15 protein-coding genes are annotated in these 18,438 nt (G+C 57.5%); 9 read left to right on the top strand and 6 right to left on the bottom strand.

Annotation, left to right across the window (positions count from 1 at the left end; translation table 11 throughout):
• Positions 1–8: 8 nt before the first annotated feature.
• On the bottom strand, positions 9–1,232 hold the full coding sequence (locus G512_RS0118315) for a glycosyltransferase family 4 protein (protein ID WP_028482962.1): 1,224 nt from the start codon (positions 1,230–1,232) through the stop codon (positions 9–11).
• Positions 1,233–1,244: 12 nt separating this feature from the next.
• Complete coding sequence (locus G512_RS21795) at positions 1,245–2,486, bottom strand: glycosyltransferase family protein (protein ID WP_081657556.1); 1,242 nt, start codon at positions 2,484–2,486, stop codon at positions 1,245–1,247.
• 243 nt (positions 2,487–2,729) lie between these two features.
• On the opposite strand from G512_RS21795, the gene G512_RS0118305 reads away from it, so the two are divergent.
• The 7 genes from G512_RS0118305 (at position 2,730) to ilvD (ending at position 12,497) form a co-directional block, all read left to right on the top strand.
• A complete protein-coding gene (locus G512_RS0118305) occupies positions 2,730–5,312 on the top strand; it encodes an ABC transporter ATP-binding protein/permease (protein ID WP_028482961.1) in 2,583 nt (860 codons plus the stop codon).
• Between the two features lie 80 nt (positions 5,313–5,392).
• Positions 5,393–5,830, top strand: coding sequence for a cyclic nucleotide-binding domain-containing protein (locus G512_RS0118300; RefSeq protein ID WP_028482960.1), 438 nt, complete (start codon positions 5,393–5,395; stop codon positions 5,828–5,830).
• Between the two features lie 36 nt (positions 5,831–5,866).
• Positions 5,867–6,688, top strand: a complete 822-nt coding sequence (locus G512_RS0118295) for an MBL fold metallo-hydrolase (protein WP_028482959.1) — start codon at positions 5,867–5,869, stop codon at positions 6,686–6,688.
• A 109-nt stretch (positions 6,689–6,797) separates the two neighbouring features.
• Positions 6,798–8,234 carry an adenylate/guanylate cyclase domain-containing protein gene (locus G512_RS0118290; RefSeq protein WP_081657555.1) on the top strand — a complete coding sequence of 479 codons (1,437 nt, stop codon included), beginning with the start codon at positions 6,798–6,800 and terminating at the stop codon, positions 8,232–8,234.
• Between the two features lie 77 nt (positions 8,235–8,311).
• Positions 8,312–9,079, top strand: a complete 768-nt coding sequence (locus G512_RS0118285; RefSeq protein ID WP_028482957.1) for a 3-hydroxyacyl-CoA dehydrogenase — start codon at positions 8,312–8,314, stop codon at positions 9,077–9,079.
• 66 nt (positions 9,080–9,145) lie between these two features.
• Positions 9,146–10,492, top strand: coding sequence for an NAD(P)/FAD-dependent oxidoreductase (locus G512_RS0118280; RefSeq protein ID WP_028482956.1), 1,347 nt, complete (start codon positions 9,146–9,148; stop codon positions 10,490–10,492).
• Between the two features lie 157 nt (positions 10,493–10,649).
• Positions 10,650–12,497 carry a dihydroxy-acid dehydratase gene (gene ilvD / locus G512_RS0118275; protein WP_028482955.1) on the top strand — a complete coding sequence of 616 codons (1,848 nt, stop codon included), beginning with the start codon at positions 10,650–10,652 and terminating at the stop codon, positions 12,495–12,497.
• Positions 12,498–12,662: 165 nt separating this feature from the next.
• Here ilvD and G512_RS22680 read toward each other — a convergent pair whose 3' ends face one another.
• The 3 genes from G512_RS22680 to G512_RS22290 form a co-directional block, all read right to left on the bottom strand.
• Positions 12,663–12,833 carry a hypothetical protein gene (locus G512_RS22680; RefSeq protein WP_155943668.1) on the bottom strand — a complete coding sequence of 57 codons (171 nt, stop codon included), beginning with the start codon at positions 12,831–12,833 and terminating at the stop codon, positions 12,663–12,665.
• 153 nt (positions 12,834–12,986) lie between these two features.
• Positions 12,987–15,161 (bottom strand): anthranilate synthase component I, encoded by a 2,175-nt coding sequence (locus G512_RS0118265; RefSeq protein WP_028482954.1) that lies wholly within the window; start codon positions 15,159–15,161, stop codon positions 12,987–12,989.
• A 238-nt stretch (positions 15,162–15,399) separates the two neighbouring features.
• Positions 15,400–16,488, bottom strand: coding sequence for a glycosyltransferase family 87 protein (locus G512_RS22290; RefSeq protein ID WP_228130540.1), 1,089 nt, complete (start codon positions 16,486–16,488; stop codon positions 15,400–15,402).
• 431 nt (positions 16,489–16,919) lie between these two features.
• On the opposite strand from G512_RS22290, the gene G512_RS0118255 reads away from it, so the two are divergent.
• Together G512_RS0118255 and G512_RS0118250 are read left to right on the top strand one after the other, a co-directional pair.
• Complete coding sequence (locus tag G512_RS0118255) at positions 16,920–17,414, top strand: peptidase associated/transthyretin-like domain-containing protein (RefSeq protein ID WP_028482952.1); 495 nt, start codon at positions 16,920–16,922, stop codon at positions 17,412–17,414.
• Positions 17,415–17,433: 19 nt separating this feature from the next.
• On the top strand, positions 17,434–18,081 hold the full coding sequence (locus tag G512_RS0118250; RefSeq protein WP_028482951.1) for a ferric reductase-like transmembrane domain-containing protein: 648 nt from the start codon (positions 17,434–17,436) through the stop codon (positions 18,079–18,081).
• Here the strand turns inward: G512_RS0118250 and G512_RS22885 are convergent.
• On the bottom strand, positions 18,073–18,438 hold a 366-nt coding region (locus G512_RS22885; protein WP_208975066.1), incomplete at its 5' end, for a hypothetical protein. The two genes, G512_RS0118250 and G512_RS22885, sit on opposite strands and share 9 nt — an antisense overlap.

Genomic DNA, 18,438 nt, shown 5'->3' with positions numbered 1-18,438 from the left:
GGTTTCACTCACAATATGGGGGCAAACTTTTCCTTGAGCCGATCAAGGCCCGGTGCAGTCTCGAAGTTTCGCCGCACAAAGGCCGATCCTGCAAGGCCCAGTTTGTCGCGCTGTGCCGGATCTTGCATCAGTTCGCCAAGGACGTCCGCCAGTTCCTGCGGGCATTCGGGCTCCACCAGACGTCCGGTTTCCCTGTCCTGAATGAGTTCGGGAATGGCCGATACGCGGGTCGAGAGGCAACACAGGCCCATGGCTTGGGCTTCCATCAACACATTGGGCAGGCCATCGCGGTCACCGGAGCGGGCCACCTTGCACGGCAGGGCAAACAGGTCCGAGGTCAGGCAGGCGGAGATGACTTCTTCGCGGGGCTGTGCTCCGCGCCATTCAATTCGCTCGTCAAGACCGAGTTGCACGCCAAGCGCCTTCAGTTTCTCCGCCAACTCACCACCGCCAATATGCACGAAACGCCAGTTCAGGGTGGCCGGTAGGCGGGCGAGGGCCTGCAACAACACGTCATAGCCCTTTTTCTCGACGGCGCGGCCAACCGACAACAGCGTCACCGGCGTATCTTCATGTCCGGTAAGTGGTTTGCGGTCGCCTTCCTTCACCGGAAACGAGCTGAAATCCAGCCCGTGGTACACCAGCTCGATGTTGTCAGGTGCGTCCGTCAGGCTTTTCAGATAATCAACGTTCACCTGCGTGCAGGTCACCCCCCAGGCGGCATCATTCAATTTGACGCGCAGATCCCATTCCGGAGAGGTCCAGATGTCCTTGGCGTGGGCGGAAAACGACCACTTCCGGCCCGACAGGTGAGCGGCATAACGGGAAACGGAGCACGGCGTGTGCAGATAGTGCGTGTGGATCCAGCGCACGTCCTCCGGCAGTTCGTGGGCAAACACGCAGGCCTGTCCCCAACGCCGATGCCGGTTGGCGTTGTTCTCGTTTGCAAGGTCTGCCTCGAACAGGGCCCGTGCTGCTTCGTAGGTGGGCTGCTTTTCAGCCCATGCCTTGGCACGGCGCACCCGCTGCGGATCATCCTTGATGTACTCGGGCAAGTACAACACGTCGCTGGTGATCTGGCGATGTAACTCATGAATGTAAGGGTCATACGGTTTGCGCAGAGCCACAATCAGTTGGCCTATTCCCCGGTTCTGTAATCCCAGAATTTCTTGAGCAATGAAGGTCTCGGAAAGGCGCGGATAGCCCTTCACCACAACAGCAACGCGTGACATGAACAAATTTACCTAGACAGACCGTTGAGCGGTCAATTGCAGCACAGGAGCCCCATCCTTGTAGACGGGTGTTACGTTTCGTTCCCGGTAGATTTCGTCAACACGGGCGTTGACGACTTCCAACCCGCCGAGAACGGTTCGGGACTGCGCTTGCGAAGGTGCCGGATTGCTCGGCAACTGGGAAAGCGCATCAAGCATCAGTTCGTTATCGGGATAGGCGTCGATGGGGAGCACCTCAACAAGGCCAAGACGTTTGGCTTGTTCGGCGCGAATGGCCTGCTCCCGCCGCGGCACCACGCGGGGCACCAAAAGGGTTGGCTTGTCAAAAGACAGGATCTCGCAGAACGTATTGTAGCCGCCCATGCCCACAACAGCCGTGGCTGCGTTCATGTACGGCTCGATTTCTGGTGTGAAGCGCAGCACTTCCACATCGCGCAAGGCTTCAGCCCGTGCAGTAAATCGTTCCACCTCTTCCGAGGGCATGAAGGGCCCCAGAACGATCAGCGCTGGGAACAACGGTCGCTCGCGGGTCTCGTAGGCACGGATCACCCAATCAACCAACTCGATACCATCACCGCCACCTCCGGGCGTCACAAGTATGTAGGGATTGCCATCAAACGGCGGCACAAAGGCACTGGTTGAGGCGGGCATGGAACGTTGGAGGTAGCCGGTGAACAGGGTCTTGTCGTGAACTGCCTGGGGCAGATCCATGCCCTCCAGCGGATTGTTCATGAAAGACGGGCCATACACCCAGATTTCGTCGTAAAGATCGGTGAGGGCAGGATCCACATTCTTGCGCGTCCATTCATCGCGCAGCACTTCGGGATCGTCCATGACGTCACGCAGGCCCAACACCAGCCGGGTATGTGTGCGGGCCAGATGCTCCAGTGTCGGCAAGACCTCACCGCGCAGGCCAAGCGGTTCCTTGTCGACGATAAAAATATCCGGATTAAAGACCTTGGCCGTATGCTCGATGATCGAAGAACGGATCGCCAGTGTGTGGTCAATGTTCAGATGCAGCGAAAGCGGTGTGTAGTTGCCATTGCGCAGCTTGATCACCCCCGGTATGCGCACGAAGTCCACACGGGACTTGAACTCGTAGCTGCCGATGATGGGCGAACCCGAAAGGATTAAAACCGACATTTCAGAAAAAGTGCCCACCAACGATTGGGCAATGGCTCGACAGCGGCGCAAGTGGCCCAGCCCGAACGTATCGTGACTGTATATCAGTACCTTGAGGGCGTCAGAAGTCATGAACTCGTCAACTTGTCGTAAAAATACCCCACGCCTCTCAAGTTGTTCGGCGCACAAGTGGTGACACTAAAAGCATAGCCAGCGATCCGCAATCACTTACAGTGTCAAATTGGTTGAAGGTTCTGCTGGATTGTTAATAGTTACCGCACTAGTCTAGCGCGAGTTGCATCCGGTGCGGTAAGTCGCGCCAATCGCCGCCGTATAACCGCGTCGCACCGTACGAGTCAGAACACCGGGTCCCGCATGGAAAAATCCCTTTTCCGTTTCATCTGGAAGAATTCGGCCAAGTATCAGGTCATCATCCTTCTGATTACTTGTCTGTCCTATCCGGTCAGCTTCATGCTGCTGGATCTTCCCAAGCAGATCACGAACGATGCCATTCAGGGCTCTGACTTTCCGCGGGAGGTGTTGGGGTTCGAGCTGGATCAAATCGAATACCTGACATTCCTTTGCGTTTCGTTCCTGTTGTTGGTCGTTGTCAGCAACGGCATCAAGCTGTTCTTGAACGTCTACAAGGGGCGTTTGGGCGAGCGGATGCTGCGCCGGTTGCGGTTCGACCTGTACCAGCGGGTGCTGCGCTTCCGCCTGCCGCATTTTCGCAAAGTCAGCTCCGGTGAAATCATCCCCATGATCACCGCTGAAGTCGAAGATGTGGGGGGCTTCATCGGGGAGGCCATTGCGCTGCCTGCGTATCAGGGCGGCATGCTGGTGGTGCAGTTGGGGTTCATCTTCCTGCAGGATCCGCTTTTGGGATTGGCGGCCATCAGCTCCTATCCCATTCAGGCCTACATCATTCCCAAGCTCCAGCGCCGTGTCGTGTTGTTGTCCCGGGATCGTGTGCGCAATGTGCGGGTCATTTCCGACAAGATTGGCGAGAGTATCGGCGGCATTACGGAAATCCATGCCAATGACGCCTCCGCCTGGCATTCGGCAGACCTGTCAGACCGGCTCTACACCAACTTCCGTATCCGTTTCGAGATCTACAATCGCAAGTACTTCATCAAGTTTCTCAATAACTTCATGAACCAGCTCACGCCGTTCTTCTTCTACCTGATCGGCGGCTATCTGGCGATCAAGGGGGAGTTGTCTCTGGGGGCCTTGTTGGCTGTCATTGCTGCCTACAAGGATCTGGCGGCACCTTGGAAGGAACTGCTGGCCTACTACCAGATGACGGCAGACGTGAATGTCAAATACCAGACCGTGGTCGAAAACTTCGATCCGCCGGACATCTACCCGTTGGAGCGTATTACGTCGGACGAAACGGTTCATCTGGAAGGCAATCTTGTCATGACCAATGCCACCTTTGCGGGCGGCGCGTCGGGGCAGGAGGTCTTTGGCGTGTCCTTCAAGGCAGAGGAAGGCAAGACGTTCTGCGTTGTCGGCTCTGAAGGGTCGGGGCGCAGTGAAGTGCTGCAAATGGCTGCCGGTCTGCTCAGCCCCACAGCGGGAAAGGTGCAAATCGGCACCCAGAATCTGGATCAATTGAGCGAGGCAACACTGGGCCGAGAGATCGCCTACGTGGGTACCTCGGTTCACGTCTGGACCGGCACCATCCGGGACAATCTTCTTTATGGCCTTCGCCATCGCCCACAAGAAGAGCCGATCGCCGATGAGGTTGGCCAGTCTGAACTGCGCCGCTGGAAGGAAGAGGCCCGCGCCACCGACAATCCGGAGTACCGGCTGGATGTGAACTGGATCAATCTGGAGCGCAACAACGTTTCGGAAGTGGATGAACTGGACGCCCGGGCGCTCGAAATCATAGAGACCTTGGGCTTGTCCCGCGATCTCTATCGCCTTGGCCTGCAATCGGTCATCAATCCGGACCATGACGCGGAACTGGTGCAGCGCATTCTGGATGCCCGCCATGCCTTGGCGGAAAAGGTTCAGACGGATCCCAAGCTACGCAATCTGGTGGAGTTGTGGGACGTCAACAAGTTCAACGCCTCCGCATCGCTAGCTGAAAACCTCTTCTTTGCCGTACCGAAAGACAGCACGTTGAAACTGGAGGATGTTCTCAAGAACAAGCGCGTGCGCGAGTTCCTTCAGGAAACGGGGCTGGAAGAACGGCTGATCGAAATCGGGCGTCAGATTGCCGGCATCATGATCGAGCTGTTTTCGGACGTCAGTGGCGACAGTGAGTTGCTGGACACCTATTCCTTCATCACTCAGGACGAACTACCCGAGTTTGAACGCATCCTGCGGCAGATGAAACAGGGCAAGCTGCCCAAGAAAACCCGAGAAGCTGATCGCAACCGGCTGATCACGCTCGCGTTTCGTCTGGTTCCTTCCAAACACCGTCTTGGTGTCATGGATGAGTACCTTGAAGAAGAACTCGTCAAGCGGCGTCAGGAATTCCGGGAAACTGTCGGGACGGACAACGACATCATCACGTTTTTTGACAATGACACATATTTGCCTACGCTAACCATAGAGGACAACTTGCTCTTTGGCCGTCCAAGGTTGGACCGCCGGGATGCCCGCCAGCGGATCGATGAGGTCATTCGCTCGCTGGTGATGGAGTTGGGCCTTCGCCAGCCGGTGCGACGCGCTGGCCTTGATTATCATGTGGGTGTGGCTGGATCGCGCCTGTCGGGCTACCAGCGCCGCATGATTTGTCTGGGGCGCGCGCTCATGAAGGCGGCACCCGTCACCATCATCGATGATACGGTCGCGGGTGTGACGGATGAAGACAAAGCCATCAGACAGGGCGTTTTGGAAGACCTGAAAGGTCGCACGGTCGTGTTCGGCAGCGCCAGCATGGCCGTAGCGGAAGAGTTCAATGGCTATATCCTGTTGGAAAACGGAAGGGTTTCGTCTTCAGGTTAAAAAGTTGTAGGGTTGGAGGATTAAATGAGTCCACGCCCTGATGGGCAGGCGTACCGTCCAGCTTATGGAGGAATGGAAAGGTGAGTATCGATACAGAAGTTGCCGCCTTGAGAAAGGTGTCACTGTTTTCAGGTATCGACGAGACGAAGCTCCGCCTCCTTGCGTTTATCAGTGAACGCATGGAGTTTCAGGACGGTGAAGATCTGTGTGTGCAGGGCGACGTGGGCGATAGTGCCTTCATCATTCTACGGGGCGAGGCAGCCGTCATCGTGGACGGTGAGCATGTGGCTACGGTTGGTGAACATGCCATACTTGGTGAAATTGCTATCCTGTGTGATATGCCAAGAACGGCTACACTGAGGGCGATAGGAACGACAGACGTCTTGACGGTCTCCAAGGAGAACTTTCTGAAGCTGATGAAGGAGTTTCCGGAAATGTCTTTGGAGGTCATGCGAGTGTTGGCGCAACGTCTGGAAAAGACAACAAGGGATCTCGCGGACGCAAAATCACATTCATGACGCGAGACCCCAAGACGTGGATCGGAAGGGTAATAGGTGCACGAGTTTTCGCTGAAGATCTGGGGTGTTCGAGGATCGACACCCACGCCGGGGACGGGGACCCTGCGCTACGGTGGCGAAACAACCTGTTTTGACATTCGGGCCGGCGATGACCTTGTGGTCGTCGACTGCGGCTCCGGCGCGCGGAATCTGGGGTATGAACTGGTCAAGGATGCTGGCCGTTCAATCGATTTGTTTTTTACCCACACGCACCTGGACCATATTTGCGGGCTGCCTTTTTTCAAGCCTGCCTATGATCCCCGTTTTCACCTGACGGTTTGGGCCGGCTGCTTCAATCCGCATCGGGAGTTGAAAGAAGTTCTGTGCCGGGTCATGTCTCCGCCGGTCTTTCCCGTTACCGCCACCAACCTCAAGGGTATCGAGTTCGGCAGTTTCATAGCGGGAACCTGCATGGAAAGAGAAAGCGGGCTTCGCATCTGCACCATGCCGCTGAACCATCCCGGCGGCGCGTGCGGCTATCGCTTTGAGTACAAGAACAAGAAGATGTGTATCATCACCGATCATGAGATGGGCGACGCCGAAATCGATGCCCAGATCGTGGATTTTATCCGTGATGCCGAAGTTGTGATCTACGATGGCATGTATACGCCCGTAGATTATGAACGATACAAAGGCTATGGCCATTCGACCTGGGAACATGTGGTGGAACAATGCATCAAGGCGCAGGTAAAAACGCCGGTTATTTTCCATCATGATCCGACAAGGACGGATGATGAGCTGGATGAAATCGGATTGGCGGCCAAGGCCCGTCACCCCGGTGCGGTGATCGCCTCGGAAGGTATGGTGTTTCGCCCCTGAAATCTGGCTGACAGCCGCCGATTGCTGTGGTGATACAGCTACTCCCGGTTCCTCGGCCTCGCCTTTGCTCCATCCATCTGTGCCCGGTCGCGGGCAGGGAGCCCAAGGCATGAACGACAGCACACAGGCCCAGATCAACACGTCCGAACGGGAAGTTGACCAATCCCCGCAGCCTGCGGATGAGCGCCCGAACGGACGGCGGCGTGTGCGCCGGCTTGGGGAAAGCATCCTTGGCCCCAAGATCACGCAGACCGTGCTGCCGACGCGGGTTCGCAGTGAAATCGAGCGACAGGAAAACGCCGCCGAGCGGCTGATCGGCATCGTGCAACTGGGCGTCATTCTGTTTTTCGCGCTGTTGTATGCCATCGCGCCGCGGGCCGAAGGGGCGTCTGGTTTCAACTTCGTTCCCTATGCCATCTTCAGCTATTTTCTCTTTACCGTCGTTCGGATTTACCTCTCGTTTCGGGCCAGATTGCCGGACTGGTATCTGATCATTTCGGTCTGTGTCGACGTGGCGCTGCTGGTCGGGATCATTTTTTCCTTTCACATCCAGTATGGCCAGCATCCCGCGTTTTATCTGAAGACACCGACGTTGATGTACGTGTTCCTGTTCATCGCGCTGCGTGCCCTGAGGTTCGACCCCCGTTTCGTTCTCTGGACCGGGGCTGTTGCAACGCTGGGCTGGCTTGGACTGGTGCTCTATGCACTCTTTCACGAGATGGGCACCATGAAGATTACCCGAAACTATGTTGAGTATCTCACCAGCAATGCCATTCTCATTGGCGCTGAGCTGGACAAGCTGATCATCATCGTTTCGGTTACAGGTCTGTTGTCACTTGCCTTGCTGCGTGGCCGCAGAATGCTGTTCGCCGCCGTCAGAGAGCATGTGGCCGTAGATGATCTCAGTCGTTTCTTTGCGCCGCAGGTGGCCGATTCCATCGTCTCTGCCGATGAAGAACTGAAGGCGGGGCAAGGCGTGATCCGTCACAGCGCCATTTTGATGATTGATATTCGCGCCTTCACCCCGACCGCTGCCACGCTGTCGCCTCAAACCACCATGCGCGTGCTTGCGCTCTATCAAGGGCTTGCCGGCCGGGTCATTGATGAGTGGGGCGGTCAGATCGACAAGTTCTTGGGAGATGGCATTTTGGCCACGTTTGGGGCGGTGGAAGAAAGCCAGCGTCCCGCCGCGAACGCCCTGACGGCTGCTCTGCAGCTCAAGGCGGTTCTGGAGCAAGCTGCGCCACAGTTTCGTGAAGCCGGCTGGCCCGGCACGTTTCGTATTGGCGTAGGGGTTGCATCCGGCGATGTCACGGTCGGTGTCATCGGCGTGGATGATCGTCTTGAATTCACCGTGATTGGTGATCCGGTCAACAAGGCGGCGAAACTGGAGGAGGCCAACAAGCAGATGAACTCCACCGTCCTGACGGATCGCCAGACTTTGGCTCGGGCCAAGGCTGAAGGCTTTACCAAAGACGAATTGAACTTTAGGTCAGGTCCGCTTGCGGGAATCAACGGAACAGTAGAGCTTGTGGTTCTTGCGTAGTACTCCTTATCGGGTAACTGCGAATCAGGCCGCCGGTTTTGGGAGGCCTTCACAAGAACCATGGGAAATTGGGGTCTATGAAACTCGATAATTCTGTTTCTGCGGTTGTGACGGGAGGTGCGTCTGGCTTGGGCGCCGCCACAGCACGCAAACTGGCCAGCAAGGGCGTCAAGGTTACCCTGTTTGACTTGAACGAAGAGGCTGGTATCGCCATTGCCGAAGAAATTGGCGGCAAGTTCGTCAAGGTGGACGTCAGCAATGAAGACAGCGTTGTGGCGGGCCTGACTGCGGCGCAAGAGGCGCACGGCCCAACCCGCATTTTGGTCAACTGCGCGGGCATTGCACCAGCAGCGAAAACCACCTCTCGCGGCGCACCGCACGACATGGCCATGTTCCAAAAGGTCATTGATGTCAATTTGGTGGGTACGTTCCGGTGTGTCTCGCACGCCGCGACTGCCATGGCCAAGCAAGACCCCATCAGTGAGGATGGGGAACGTGGCCTGATCATCTGCACCGCTTCTGTCGCTGCCTATGACGGACAGATCGGACAGGCAGCCTATTCCGCTTCCAAGGGCGGTGTGGTTGGCATGACGCTGCCGATTGCTCGGGATTTGGCCAAGTCCGGCATTCGCATCATGACCATTGCACCGGGTATTTTCGAAACGCCCATGCTGGGGGCCATGCCGCAGGAAGTGCAGGATTCTCTGGCTGCACAAGTGCCGTTCCCCTCTCGTTTGGGCACGGGTGAAGACTACGCCAAGCTGGTGGAAAGCATCTGCGAGAATGCCATGCTCAACGGCGAAGTCATTCGTCTGGATGGCGCGATCCGTCTGGCTCCGCGTTAAGGGCGGCGTTCACTGGTCGAGGAGGGCGGGTAGCTGCCCTCTTTGTTCGTCCACCTGCCTCAGGAGATGGCCATGGTTGTGTATTGTGACCAAACGCCGAAGCAGTTCCATGGCACTCTGCCGGAAGAGACAGATATTCTCGTCATTGGTGGCGGGGTAATTGGCATCAGCACTGCCTATCATCTGGCGAAGAAGGGCGTGCGGGTTGCAGTCTGCGAAAAGGGCCGCGTGGCTGGAGAGCAGTCCAGTCGCAATTGGGGCTGGATCCGCCAGCAGGGCCGTGATGCGGCCGAGCTGCCCATCAGCATGGAATCCAACCGCATCTGGAAACAGTTGGTCAGCGAAACCAATGAGGATCTCGGCTTTACCCAACAAGGCGTCTACTATCTGGCAGAGAACGAACAGGACCTGTCGTCGTTCGAGGCCTTCTTGAAACTGGCCAAACAGCACGGTCTTGATACGCAAATCCAGAGTGAACGTCAGATACGCGAGCAGATTCAAGGGCGTCCGGGAAAATGGCGCGGTGCAATGGTGACACCCAGCGATGCCCGCGCCGAGCCGTGGCAAGCCGTGCCTGCCATTGCGCGTATTGCTGAACGTCTCGGGGCGGTTGTCGTTGAAGACTGCGCGGTTCGCACGCTGGATTTTGAAGGCGGCAAGGTTTCAGGCGCCGTCACCGAAAAGGGGCGGATCAAGGCCGGTCGCGTTTTGCTGGCGGGTGGTGCGTGGTCGTCGCTGTTTGCGGGCAATCTGGGTGTCTCCGTGCCCCAGCTTGCCGTGCGCGCCACTGTGGCCGCTACTGCGCCCGTTCCAAATGTCTTTAGTGGCAACGCCGCGGACAGTGATTTTGCCTTCCGTCGCCGGGCGGATGGGGGCTATACCTTGGCTTTGTCCGATCTGCATCAGCATTACATCGGGCCCAGTTCTTTCAAGCATCTCCTCAAGTGGTTGCCGGCCTTGAAGGCGTCCTACAAGGGTATCTCCCTTGGTTTCAAAGGTCCGGCGGGCCATCCGGATTCATGGGCGCACAAGCGATCCTGGGCCGAAAATGACGTCACTCCCTTCGAAAAGGTGCGGGTTTTGAACCCGGCTCCCGATCCCTCGGCCAAGACCACCATTCTGGCTCGGTGGGAAGATCGCTTTCCACAACTGGCCGAAACACGTCTGGTCGAGATCTGGGCCGGTATGATCGACGCCATGCCAGACTTCATTCCGATCATGGATGAAGTACCCAGCCACAAGGGGGTGTTCATTGCCACCGGCTTTTCGGGCCATGGCTTTGGCATTGGTCCGGCCGCCGGCCGCATAATGAGCGATCTCATGGCAGGCAATCCGGCCGGGCATGATATGAGCCGTTTTCGCTTCAATCGCTTTCATGATGGTTCCAAAATTGAGATTGGACCATTCCTTTAAAGAGATTAGTTCAAGCGAACGGTGTTGAATAAACCGTACTCGCGGGTACACCTTTGCCAAAAAATGGTGTAGGCTTTAAAAAATTGCGGAAATGAACCCGGATTTCTAACATTGCTGCGTCAAGCGGCCGTTCGAAATCTAACGCTTGAGGAAGCCTATGCCCCAATATCGCTCGCGTACCTCTACACACGGCCGGAACATGGCCGGGGCTCGTGGCCTTTGGCGCGCCACCGGCATGAAGGATGATGATTTTGGCAAGCCGATCATCGCGATCGTGAATTCCTTCACCCAGTTCGTGCCTGGTCACGTGCATCTGAAGGATCTTGGCCAGCTCGTCGCCCGTGAGGTGGAAAAAGCAGGGGGTGTGGCCAAGGAGTTCAACACCATCGCCGTGGATGATGGCATCGCCATGGGCCATGATGGCATGCTGTATTCGTTGCCTTCGCGCGAATTGATCGCCGATGCCGCCGAATACATGGTCAACGCCCACTGCGCCGATGCCATGGTATGCATCTCCAACTGTGACAAGATCACACCTGGGATGTTGATGGCCTCCATGCGCCTGAACATTCCGACCGTGTTTGTCTCGGGCGGGCCGATGGAAGCCGGCAAGGTGACGCTCGCCAATGGCGATAAACGCACACTGGATCTGGTGGATGCCATGGTGGCCGCTGCAGACGATGCAGTGCCCGATGAAGACGTTCAATCCATTGAGAGCGAAGCGTGCCCCACATGCGGCTCGTGTTCAGGCATGTTTACGGCCAACTCCATGAACTGTCTGACAGAAGCGCTGGGCCTGTCTTTACCCGGCAACGGTTCCACTCTGGCCACCCACTCGGATCGAAAGCGTCTGTTCATCGAGGCCGGTCATCTGATCGTTGATCTGACAAAACGCTATTACGAGCAAGGCGACGAGAGCGTTTTGCCGCGCAACATTGCCAGCTTCCGGTCCTTTGAAAACGCCATGACCATGGACATCGCCATGGGCGGCTCCACCAATACCATCTTGCACCTGCTTGCTGCGGCGCAGGAAGGCGAGATCGATTTCACAATGGATGACATTGATCGCCTGTCACGCGGTGTACCGGTGCTGTGCAAGGTCGCACCCAGCATCGAAAACGTGCATATGGAAGATATCCACCGTGCCGGTGGCATCATGGGTATCCTCGGGGAACTGGACCGTGCGGGCTTGTTGCACACGGACGTGCCAACCGTTCATGCAACAACCATGAAAGACGCGCTCGATCGCTGGGACATCATGCGCAACCCTTCAGACAGTGTGCGGGAGTTCTACACAGCAGCGCCTGGCGGTGTGCGCACCACTCAGGCGTTCTCGCAGAGTTCTCGCTATGCTGAAGGCGTTGATGATGACCGCAAAAACGGCGTTGTTCGCTCCAAGGAGCATGCGTTTTCCCAAGATGGGGGCTTGGCTGTGCTTTACGGCAATCTGGCCCACGATGGTTGCATTGTGAAAACGGCAGGTGTGGACGACAGCATTCTCAAGTTCTCCGGGCCGGCGCGCATCTTCGAAAGTCAGGACAAGGCTGTCAGCGACATCCTGACCGGCAAGGTCAAAGCGGGCGATGTTGTCATCATCCGCTACGAGGGGCCGCGTGGCGGGCCGGGCATGCAGGAAATGCTTTACCCGACCAGCTACCTGAAGTCCAAGGGACTGGGCAAGGCCTGCGCCTTGATCACCGATGGACGCTTTTCCGGCGGGACCTCGGGCCTGTCCATTGGCCACGTGTCTCCCGAAGCCGCAGAAGGCGGCAACATCGGTCTGGTGGAAGAAGGCGATCTGATCGAGATCGATATCCCCAACCGCAGGATCGAGATGAAGGTTTCCGATGAAGAACTGGCCAGCCGCCGTGCGGCCATGGAAGCAAAGGGCAAGGATGCCTGGAAGCCGCTTGAACCGCGTAAGCGCAAGATCTCGACCGCTCTGAAGGCTTACGCCAAGATGACCACCAGCGCCGCCATGGGCGCGGTGCGCAAGGTGGACTAGGCGGCCTTTAACGCTGGTCTTGAAAATGAAAACCGGTTGGCCACCCGCCAGCCGGTTTTTTCATGGGCAAGCGGTCCGGGCTTGGGCAGATGATGACAATAGCCTTATGGTGGCGGCTGGTTGCCGAAAAAAGCCGGGAACTCCCATTTCCCGGCTCTTTTCTGGTCAATGGTAGGGCTCTCTGTGCGAACTGCGCAGAAAGCTGAATATGCGGTCCGCAAACAATGCGCCAGCTGCCGCACCCATGAGGTACTCGGCTGGCCCGGTGAATGCGAGCGCATAAAGCAGTCCGTCAGCGATCACGGCACCCGTCGCCATGGCGAGAAGTGCACTCATTTCTGCATTTTTCAATTGAGGTAACCCTCTTTTGCTGCAGGTACAGGGTGCGCTTCGCGAGTTAACGGAATATGACCAAACAAGGTAAATATTCGTGTCCAGTGGGACATCAGAAGGGAAAGTGGCGGAATTCCGCCACTTGTCACATGTATGCTACATTCGTCTCGTTCGGTAAGTTTGAGCCTGCCGAATAACGTTTCGAATGATTTCGTGACCGGCATCCTGGTCCAGCGACATGATTGATTCCGGGTGGAATTGAACAGCACTGACGGGCTCATTCACATGCTCTATGGCCATCACGACCCCATCCTCTGTTTCTGCCGTCACTTTCAGATCGGCGGGCAGGGTATCACGTTTGGCATAGAGCGAGTGGTATCGGCCCACAGTGACCGGCGTTTTCAAACCAGCAAAGACCTTTGACTCGGCACTGAAGTTTACCGGTGAGGGTTTGCCATGCATTGGCACATCCAGTTGGCCCAACTGTCCGCCAAAGCTTTCTGTCAGGGCTTGCAACCCAAGGCAAACGCCAAAGATCGGCAGTTTCCGCGTCCGCGCCTTGGCAATGGTTGCTGCACAATCAAAGTCGGTTGGCGAGCCAGGACCGGGAGACAGCACGACAAGGTCTGGCTGTACCTGATCAAACACTTCCTCCGCCACGGGGGTGCGATAGGTCACAACCTCCGCGCCCGTCTGGCGGAAATAGTTGGCCAGCGTATGAACAAAGCTGTCTTCGTGGTCCACCAGAAGGATCTTGAGGCCCGCACCGGGTTTCACCACTTCAGCTTTTTCCTCGGGCGCAAGCGCCAATCCGGCCTCACGCACAGCCGCCCGCATGGCAGACGCCTTCAGCTCCGTCTCCGCTTCCTCGTCTTCCGGCACACTATCGTAAAGCAGGGTCGCACCCGCACGAATTTGCGCCACGCCATCCTTGATGCGCACCGTGCGCAAGGTAAGGCCGGTATTCATGTCGCCGTTGAACAGAATTGCCCCGATTGCGCCGCCATACCACGCCCGCGGGCTTTTCTCATGGTCCTCGATGAACTGCATCGCCCAGCGTTTCGGCGCACCGGTCACCGTCACTGCCCAGGTGTGTGACAGGAATGCATCCAGCGCGTCCTTGTCAGGCAGCAGCGTGCCCTCGATATGGTCCACCGTGTGGATCAGCCGGGAGTACATCTCGATCTGCCGACGGCCAATCACCCGAACAGACTCGGGTACGCAAATGCGGCTCTTGTCGTTGCGGTCCACGTCGGAGCACATGGTCAGCTCGGCTTCGTCCTTGGCCGAGTTCAGCAGCTTGCGAATTTGCGCTTCATCCTCGATGGCGTTTCGGCCCCGGCGAATGGTGCCGGAAATCGGGCAGGTTTCCACCCGGCGGCCCCCCGTGACGCGCACGTACATTTCGGGAGAGGCACCCACCAGATATTCGCTCTCACCCAGATTGATGAAGAAGGAATAGGGGGATGGGTTGATCTGCTGCAGGCGACGGGAAACAGCAGAAGGCGGGTTCTCGCAGACTTCGTAGAAGGTTTGCCCCGGTACGGTCTCAAACAAGTCACCCCGGCGGAAATAGTCAACGGCCTTGCGCACCAGATCCGCGTACTCGCCGGGCTGGTGATCACCGCGTCCAGGCGCTTGAGAAGCTGGCGTGTACGGCACTTCTTCTCCATCCCGCGGCAGTCCCTCGGTCGTTTTGCCCGCCACGTCGAACTCATAGCTGATCACATGCGCCTTGCGGCCATAGTGGTCCACGATCAGGATCTCGTCCGGCAAGAAAAGCACCATGTCGCGTTGGTCGTCCGGGCGCTGAAGCTTCAGGTCGATGGGCTCGAACTGGAACGTCAGGTCATAACCAAACGCGCCGTACAGTCCCAACTGGTCATCATCGCAAGCGAACAGTTCAGTCAGGGCGCGAACGATGGAGAACGTGGAGGGCTGGCGTGAACGCTCTTCTTCGGTAAAAGGACGATCCGGTGTCTTGACGGTAAGGTCGATGCGCGTGTCATCTGCTGTGAAAGTGCCAATATCGGGGTGCCCTTGCAAGGCCTCGCGAAGGGCGGGCATCAAAACGGCGCCTCGCGCGTTGAGCGCGCGGATCACGACGGAGCGGTCGTTGCTTTCCAGCAGCAGAGGCGGGTTCGCCAGCGCCATATCCCAGCGGGTGTAGCGTCCCGGATATTCATAGGAGGAGGAAAGGACAGCGCCCCGCTGTCGGTCAAGTCGGTCCATCCAGTCCGATGTGCCGGCCTCATAAGGGGCTGGGCGGGTACTGCGGCGGATTGTGAGACCGCCTTTGGTTTCGTATGTCTGTGCCGCCGTATGTGGCATTGCTCAACTCCAACACTCAGGCCGCGCGCCCATATCGGGAGAGGTTCACAGGCGCCAGATACAACAAAACCGCCTGCGAAGGTCACGCGGCGGTTTCTGGTCAACTCTCGTCGTCTCAGGACATGCGTTGTCAGGGCCGCCGTGAAGCGCGCCACCAACCCTGCAGTTTCTGGTTCGACAAAATAAACATGGGAAATTGCTTACAATAGTGACGGGCGATAGGCAACGCCTGATTTGGTCAGGCACGCGCTTCACCAACAGGTAAGTGGGTTCGGTTAGGCTCACACCCCCTCGTTCGATACAGGCCGAGCGTGAGGATGAGGAGAGGCAGCACCGGTCCTATTGGAACACCCAAGCTTGGCGCCAAAGGTGTTGCGGGGGCTGAGAGCAAGACCACCATGGCAAGGCTGATCTTTTCGTAGGGCAAGAAACCTTCCCGGATGCCGTGTGCGATCAGGAAGGCCAGGGGCACGGTTAGCAAGGTCAGGTCGTAGGAGAGGCAGAAGGGCGTGGTCAGCAGGCAGCCTGCCGTCAGAACACTGGCACGGGCCGCCATGCATGTGGTTCTGCGCCAGGTAAAACAAACTGACAAAAGCGCACCCAATGCAATCGTCACCTGAACAAGAAGTCCAACCTCATGACTGATGCCAAACAATCTCAAGGCGCTGTACACCGAAGCCATCTTGTCCCAATCAACGGCGCCGCCTTCCAGGGTCGCCGAAGCAACCGGTATTTGCTGCCAGAAAGCCACCCACACGTCAGGGCCAAGCAGAACCAACGCCAATGCAGCGAGAAGGACGGTTGTTGCAGATGCCGCAAAAAACGTGCGCCAGTAACCGCCTGCGATCAACGCCAGTGGGATAAGCGCGCCAAGTTGCGGCTTGATAGTCATCAAGCCCAATGCGATCCCGGCGGCAACGGGTTTGTTGCGGCTCAAGAACACCAAAAACAGTCCGAACAGGGCGGCAACAAGCGCAGAATTTTGCCCGCTCATAGCATTGAAGATGTTGGCTGGAAGCAACAGCAGGCAAAAGGCCCAAATACTGTTTCTCATAGCGAGCTTCAGGGCAAGCCAAAGCATGGCAGTCGTTAAAGCAATAAACATCAAGAATGCAAAGTGATAGGACAGAGCAGAAAATGGCGGGAGCGCGAGTTGATAGGTCGGAGGATAGAAGAAAGCAAAGACTGTGTCTGAACCAGAGAACTCGGTTTGGAGCCTTGCGAAAGCGTCGAAATCATATGCCAGTTCCGGGCTTCCCAGCAGTACCTGTTTGCCAGAAAACCAAAAGCTCAAGTAATCAGCTACAAATATGCCTTTTGAAGACACGATCAATTCTGAAATTGACACGAAGTAAAAAACTACAGCGACGAGGCTAATGGCGGTGCAAGCGCAGGCAAAGCCGATACGGTCCCAGGTGAGCCAATCGCCATCCCGCACAGCTTGGCGCCAGAGCCTGGCGCCCCGGCTCTCCGGCGTGGACAAACCTGAGCTATCGCTACTGTCAAAACTTTGGGCCACGAACTTAGTTTCCAAAATACCATTAAGAATTGACTAGTTATTTCATGAGGGGCGTTACTTTTCCGTTGCGTTTGTCTGCCCCATCGCCAAGGGGGCATGGTCCTGCCAGAGGGGGCTCCTCACGCAAATGTGCGCCTGCCCCTTGTTGTGTGATTTAAGTAGTTTCCGCTAGGTTAGATCTGTCGGCTTTTGCCCATGCCAAGCGCCGCATCAGCATCTAACGAAAAAGCGAGATCCCAATGAGATCAAATGACATGAACCGCCGCAGGTTTCTCGTAGCCGCAGGGGCTGCCGGGCTGGTGCTGACCCAAAGCCCCCTTGCGCTCACTCTCCCGGCACAGGCCAAGGGCCTTGCCCCAACGCCCACCATGCGCGGCGGGGCCAACAACTATCGCCCCAATGCGCCTCTCGTTGACCGTTTGGGCTCCGGGTTCTGGGTCACCGGCACCGTTCGCCGGGCAGGGGATGGCGCACCGCTTTCCGGCGTGCGTATTCAGATTTGGGCCGCAACCACAATCGGCGGAGAGCGCGAGCCGCGAAATCACGGCAGCGTGCTGACCGCCGCCGATGGCACCTTCCGGCTGGAGACGGAGCAGATTGTTCCAAACTTCGGTGAGCCGCACGCCCACCTTGCCTATGATGATGGCGCTTTCAAAACCGTGTTCTTGCGCCCGGTCATGCCAAGTGCTCGCGACACCTCGGTAAACGCGGATTTCGTGTTGGCTCCGGCCTGACGGGATTTTCGAAAGGAACATGGCCAAACAGCACAAGAACCTCGTCAGTTTTGGTATCTGGTCAGGCATCGCGCTTCTGGTGGCGGTGCCGGTCGTTTTGGCCACCACAAGCCCCTATCTTGGCTACCGCAGCATGGCCTACATCATCGGCGGCTTCGCTGGCATTCTCGCGCTTGCCCTGTTCTTGCTGCAGCCCTTGCTTGCCCTTGGCGCGCTGCCAGGGGTGAACAAGGCGCACAGCCGTTTGTGTCACCGCTGGGTCGGTGCCAGCATTGTGGTGGCCGTGCTGCTTCATGTGGGCGGGCTCTACCTCACCAGCCCGGCGGACACAGTGGATGCGCTGCTGCTGGTCTCCCCCACCGCTTTTTCCATCTATGGCGTCATCGCCATGTGGGGTGTTGTCTTCACGGCAGTGCTTGTGGTTTGCCGCCGCCGGTTGCGGCTGCGCTACTCCACTTGGCAGCTTGTTCACAACGGCCTTGCTCTCGTGGTGGTCATCTCCACCGTCATCCATGCCGTGATGATCCAGGGCGCCATGGAGGAGATCTCCAAATGGGTGTTGTGCTTGGCAGTTCTCGCCACAACCACAGGCGCTCTGGTCCTCCATTGGGTGGTAAAGCCCCTCTCAAGACGGCGAAGGTTGGACCGCAAGGCCCTCTCAGATTAACCGGCAACACCAGCGCCCTCCGCCCCACATCAGCACAGCACCGATCCAGCATCCAGTGTGATGTTGTCGATCCCTATCCCCCGCCACCGGCGTCATGCCGGACAATGAAACACGCGCAACTATCACCCCCTCTAGTGTCATGCCGGACAAGCGCAGCGCCGATCCGGTATCCAGTGCGAGGTGAGCGAGCCCTATTCTCCCCACGGATGTCATACCGGACAAGGGGAGCGCAGCGAGCCGCTGATCCGGTATCCAGAGCCACAAGGCACGGCGGGTGGGACAGTCACTCGGCTGGATCCCGCATCGGGTGCGGGATGACGGTTTGCGATAGAGCGCAGGGTTGCCGGACAATGAAAC

It is taken from the genome of Pseudovibrio exalbescens DSM 16456, from assembly GCF_000422785.1.
Lineage (GTDB): Bacteria > Pseudomonadota > Alphaproteobacteria > Rhizobiales > Stappiaceae > Pseudovibrio > Pseudovibrio exalbescens.
This window is presented reverse-complemented; position numbering and strand designations above follow the sequence as displayed.

Coding starts and splice junctions, on each gene's coding strand:
- G512_RS0118315 (WP_028482962.1), bottom strand. CDS start 1,232: ATGTCACGCGTTGCTGTTGTGGTGAAGGGCTATCCGCGCCTTTCCGAG.
- G512_RS21795 (WP_081657556.1), bottom strand. CDS start 2,486: ATGACTTCTGACGCCCTCAAGGTACTGATATACAGTCACGATACGTTC.
- G512_RS0118305 (WP_028482961.1), top strand. CDS start 2,730: ATGGAAAAATCCCTTTTCCGTTTCATCTGGAAGAATTCGGCCAAGTAT.
- G512_RS0118290 (WP_081657555.1), top strand. CDS start 6,798: ATGAACGACAGCACACAGGCCCAGATCAACACGTCCGAACGGGAAGTT.
- G512_RS0118285 (WP_028482957.1), top strand. CDS start 8,312: ATGAAACTCGATAATTCTGTTTCTGCGGTTGTGACGGGAGGTGCGTCT.
- G512_RS0118280 (WP_028482956.1), top strand. CDS start 9,146: ATGGCCATGGTTGTGTATTGTGACCAAACGCCGAAGCAGTTCCATGGC.
- ilvD (WP_028482955.1), top strand. CDS start 10,650: ATGCCCCAATATCGCTCGCGTACCTCTACACACGGCCGGAACATGGCC.
- G512_RS22680 (WP_155943668.1), bottom strand. CDS start 12,833: ATGAGTGCACTTCTCGCCATGGCGACGGGTGCCGTGATCGCTGACGGA.
- G512_RS0118265 (WP_028482954.1), bottom strand. CDS start 15,161: ATGCCACATACGGCGGCACAGACATACGAAACCAAAGGCGGTCTCACA.
- G512_RS0118255 (WP_028482952.1), top strand. CDS start 16,920: ATGAGATCAAATGACATGAACCGCCGCAGGTTTCTCGTAGCCGCAGGG.
- G512_RS0118250 (WP_028482951.1), top strand. CDS start 17,434: ATGGCCAAACAGCACAAGAACCTCGTCAGTTTTGGTATCTGGTCAGGC.